Raw genomic sequence first — 4,411 nt, 5'->3', positions numbered from 1 at the left:
CATCGCCCTTGTGCATAGCCACGTGGTCTGTCTTGTCGCTCTTGATCTCGTACTGCGGCTCGTCGGGACTGCAGCGCCGAGTGTGGCCCTTGAAGTCCACGTCTTTCGTGTGGATTTCAGTGATCGTCCCCTGCACGTGGCCGGCTTCGGAGTTCCACCGCACGTGGTCCCCGACCGAGAACTTCGTTGTCATCGAGACTCTCCTCTGGACCGGACGGACGATGCGCGACGGGGTCACCGTCGACCTTGTCAGGCGTGACAGGCCAACCGCGCGAGCGCGACTCGACCGCCCCCGTCACAGCCAGAACGACGGTAGCTCAGAACTGATCGGGCCGATCAGCTGGCCAGCCGATCGGCCCGCTCGATGTTCGCGTACAAGGGCGGCAACAGCCCACCTACGCTGTTCCCATGGCAGCCAAGGACGGCCACATCCTCGAGGTACCGAGCGCTGACGGGCCGCGACCGGTGCGTATCTCCAGCCCGGACCGCGTGCTGTGGCCCGACACCGCTGCGGGAGCTCCGGGCGGGATCACCAAGCTTGATCTGGCCCGCTACCTGCTGTCGGTGGGGGAGCGTTTCATGCCTCTGAACGGTCACCGCCCGGTGACCCTCCAGCGTTTCCCGACAGGTATCGAGGGCGAGGAGTTCTACTCCAAGAACCCGCCCCGGGGCGTCCCGTCGTTCAGCCGGACCGTCACCGTCACCTATCCCTCCGGGCGCAGCCACCCCCAGCTCGTCATCGACGAGCTCGCTACCGCGGTCTGGGCCGTGCAGATGAACACCATCACGTTCCACCCCTGGCCGGTGACCGCGAACGACGCGCCCGACGCGCTCGACAACCCCGACGAGCTGCGCATCGACCTGGACCCCCAACCCGGCATGGGGTTCGCCGAGGCCGCGACGGCTGCGCTGGCCCTGCGCGAGGTCCTGGCCGACGCCGGACTCACCGGGTTCGCCAAGACCTCCGGCAACCGGGGTATCCACGTCTACGCGCGGATCATGCCCGACCACGAGTTCCTCGACGTCCGCCACGGGGTCATCGCGATTGCCCGCGAGCTCGAACGCCGCCTGCCCGACCTGGTCACCACTGCCTGGTGGAAGGAGGAGCGTGGGACCAAGGTGTTCGTCGACTTCAACCAGGCCAACCGGGACCGGACGATCGCGTCCGCCTACAGCCCACGACCACTGCCTGGAGCGCCGGTCAGTATGCCGTGCGACTGGAACGACCTCGACAGCGTCAGCCCCAGAGACTTCACTGTGATGACAGTGCCGGATCTCGTTGCTTCGCAACCGGACCCGTGGGCGGCGATCAACGACGAGGTCGGTGACGTCAGTGCCGCCCTCGCGTGGTGGGACCGGGATGCGAGCGAAGGTATGCCGGAGCTCAGCTTCCCGCCCGACTACCCGAAGATGCCGGGTGAGCCGCCTCGGGTGCAGCCGTCGAAGAAGCGGTACGAGGACGACGAGTACCTGCCGTCGGAGGGTGGGTACCTGCGCGACAACCCGCAGGACCCCCCGGGCGGGTGGGACTCACCCCGACGCCGGCGATGATCGTGAGGGCTTCGGGCGCGCCCGGCGCGGGGAGGTCGTCCGCGTGCGGCGCACCTACGATGGGCCCCGTGACGGAGGTTTCGGACGCAGAGGTGGGCCTGCCGGACGACCGTCCGGAGCTGACCGACGAGCAGGTGGCTTTTCTCGCCTCGGTGTTCGACCTGGTCCGGGACGGTCAGACCGAGACAGTCACTCGCTATCTCGATGCGGGCGTACCTGTCAACCTCACGAACCCCAACGGCGACACGCTCCTGATCCTGGCTGCGTACCACGAGCACGCCGCCCTGGTCGGAGCGCTGCTGGATCGTGGCGCGGACACCGAACGGCTGAACGGTCGCGGACAGACCGCCCTGTCAGCAGCCGTGTTCAGGCAGCAGGCAGGCATCGTGACCGCCCTGGTGTCGCACGGCGCGAACCCCACCGCGGGGTCACCCGACGCCCGGGCGACCGCGGCGTACTTCCAGCTGACCGAGATGTCCGCCCTGCTCGACGCAGACGCCATCCCACCCGTCGCCACCGCCCGCGCCGACGACTGAACGAAGGACCGATGACACTTCCGGTGACACCACCCGTCGCGCCGATGTTGGCCAAGTCCGTGCCGACCATCCCGCCGGGCGCCTCCTATGAGCCCAAGTGGGACGGGTTCCGGTCGATCTTATTCAAGGACGGCGACGAGGTCGAGCTGGGCTCGCGCAACGAGAAGCCGATGACCCGCTACTTTCCCGAGCTCGTGCAGGCGGCGCTCACCGAGCTGCCGGACCGGTGCGTGGTCGACGGCGAGATCATCGTGGCCTCCCAGCAAGGACTCGACTTCGAGGCACTGCAACAGCGAATCCACCCGGCGGACTCCCGGGTCCGGATGCTGAGCAAGGCCACCCCCGCCTCGTTCGTGGCCTTCGACCTGCTCGCCCTGGGCGACGACGACCTCACCGGCCGACCCTTCGCCGAACGGCGCGCCACCCTCGAGCATGCGCTCTCCGGAGTCGGACCGTCGTTCCACGTCACCCCGGCCACCCAGGACCAGGAGCTCGCGCAGAGCTGGTTCACCGAGTTCGAGGGCGCCGGTCTCGACGGCGTCGTGGCCAAGCCGCTCACCGGGACCTACCAGCCCGACAAACGCGTGATGTTCAAGATCAAGCACCAGCGGACCGCCGACTGCGTCGTCGCGGGCTATCGCACGCACAAGACCAACAACGAGGCGATCGGTTCGCTGATGCTGGGCCTCTACAACGACGGCGGAACGCTGGTCTCGGTCGGCGTCATCGGCGCGTTCCCGATGGCCAGACGAGTCGGCCTGTATGCCGAGCTGCAGCCCCTGGTCACGCAGTTCGAGGGCCACCCCTGGAACTGGGCGGCCCACATGGCGGGCGAACGCACCCCACGCAAGGGTGAAGGATCCCGCTGGAACGCCGGCAAGGACCTGTCTTTCGTGCCGCTGCGCCCCGAGCGCGTCGTGGAGGTGCGCTACGAACACATGGAGGGCGAGCGGTTCCGGCATACCGCGCAGTTCAACCGGTGGCGACCGGACCGCACCCCCGAGTCGTGCACCTACGAGCAGCTCGAGCAACCCCTGACGTTCAAGCTGTCCGACATCGTCCCCGGCCTCGGCGCGCCCTCCGGCGCGTGAGGCATACGCAGCCGACGGCAGCACGCCGATGACCCCGCCATCTCCAGACCACGTCACAGCGCAACGCGCGATGCGCGTCGCAGGTGCGAGCGGGGCCGCCGTCGTGGGCGCCGCCGTCAGTGGATCTCTTGTCGCCGCTATGTACTTCGCGCGCAAGGTCCTCACTCCCGACCAGCGCCGACCCGATGACACCGAGGTCCTCGACGTCGTCGGCGACGAGGTCGTCCTGGCCGTCAGCCCCGAGACCACCGTGCCCGGCCGCTACGGACTGTGGCTCGACGGTGGCAGCGGTCACGCCCGGGTCGGCAGCATCGTGCGTCGTGACGACGAGAGCGTCACGCGCGAGCTCCTGGGCGTGGACCGCGGAACGCTGTCGCCTGGTCCCGCGCGGTGGAACCAGTACTACTACTGGGACAACCCGATGACCAGCCTCGGGCTGGCCTACCGGGACGTCGCCATCGACGACGAGCTCGGTCCCATGCCCGCGTGGCTCCTTCAGCCACCCACCGGGACGACACCGAACGGCCGGTGGGCCGTCCTGGTCCACGGCCGCGCCGCACGACGTGAGGAGTGCCTGCGCGCACTCCCGACGTTGTTGCGGCTGGGATACACCTGCCTGGTCATCACCTACCGCAACGACCCCGGGGCCCCACCCGCGCCCGATGGTCGCTACAACCTCGGGCTCAGCGAGTGGCGAGACGTCGAGGCGGCGCTCGAGTACGCCATCTCCGCCGGGGCTGACCGGGTCGTCCTCGGTGGGTGGTCGATGGGTGGGGCGGTGATCCTCCAGTCGCTCAGCCGCACCGCGCTGAGCGACTACGTCGAGGCCGTCTTCCTCGACTCTCCGGTCGTGGACTGGGGCGACGTACTCGTCCACCATGCCCGGCTGCACCACGTCCCGCCACCGTTGCGGGCACTCGGAACCCTGGTCATGGGTCGCCGCGGGGCCAGCCGGCTCGTCGGCGTTCACGACCCGGTCGACGTGGCGCTGACCAACTGGGTCGCGCGCGCCGACGAGATCGACCACCGGATCCTCATCCAGCACTCGGTCGACGACGAGTTCGTCCCCGCGGGTCCGTCGATCGCGCTGGCGGAGGCCCGGCCGGACGTCGTCACCCTCGAACGATGGGACACCGCCCGACACTGCAAGATGTGGAACCTGGACACCCCCCGTTGGGAACGGGTCCTCTCCGAGTTCCTGCTCGCCTAGGTCCGGCTAGGTCCGGCTAGGTC

Annotated in this window: 5 protein-coding genes; 4 read left to right on the top strand and 1 reads right to left on the bottom strand. The window is 68.9% G+C overall.

Annotated features, from left to right (window positions below):
• On the bottom strand, positions 1-193 hold a 193-nt coding region (locus ABI385_RS09500; RefSeq protein WP_348103507.1), incomplete at its 3' end, for a DUF2945 domain-containing protein.
• A 215-nt stretch (positions 194-408) separates the two neighbouring features.
• Here ABI385_RS09500 and ABI385_RS09495 point away from each other — a divergent pair.
• The 4 genes from ABI385_RS09495 (at position 409) to ABI385_RS09480 (ending at position 4,388) form a co-directional block, all read left to right on the top strand.
• Positions 409-1,551, top strand: a complete 1,143-nt coding sequence (locus ABI385_RS09495; protein WP_348103506.1) for an ATP-dependent DNA ligase — start codon at positions 409-411, stop codon at positions 1,549-1,551.
• A 68-nt stretch (positions 1,552-1,619) separates the two neighbouring features.
• Entirely contained in the window at positions 1,620-2,087 is a 468-nt protein-coding gene (locus ABI385_RS09490; protein WP_348103505.1) for an ankyrin repeat domain-containing protein, read from the top strand.
• A gap of 11 nt (positions 2,088-2,098) precedes the next feature.
• Positions 2,099-3,178 (top strand): ATP-dependent DNA ligase, encoded by a 1,080-nt coding sequence (locus tag ABI385_RS09485; protein WP_348103504.1) that lies wholly within the window; start codon positions 2,099-2,101, stop codon positions 3,176-3,178.
• Between the two features lie 70 nt (positions 3,179-3,248).
• The gene (locus ABI385_RS09480; protein ID WP_348103503.1) at positions 3,249-4,388 is read left to right on the top strand and encodes an alpha/beta fold hydrolase; all 1,140 of its coding nucleotides are present in this window, start codon (positions 3,249-3,251) and stop codon (positions 4,386-4,388) included.
• Positions 4,389-4,411 lie beyond the last annotated feature (23 nt).

The organism is Lapillicoccus sp. (genome assembly GCF_039935575.1).
GTDB lineage: Bacteria > Actinomycetota > Actinomycetes > Actinomycetales > Dermatophilaceae > Lapillicoccus.
The sequence above is the reverse complement of the archived record's forward strand: the minus strand, read 5'-3'. Positions and strand labels throughout refer to the sequence as shown.

Coding starts and splice junctions, on each gene's coding strand:
- ABI385_RS09495 (WP_348103506.1), top strand. CDS start 409: ATGGCAGCCAAGGACGGCCACATCCTCGAGGTACCGAGCGCTGACGGG.
- ABI385_RS09485 (WP_348103504.1), top strand. CDS start 2,099: ATGACACTTCCGGTGACACCACCCGTCGCGCCGATGTTGGCCAAGTCC.
- ABI385_RS09480 (WP_348103503.1), top strand. CDS start 3,249: ATGCGCGTCGCAGGTGCGAGCGGGGCCGCCGTCGTGGGCGCCGCCGTC.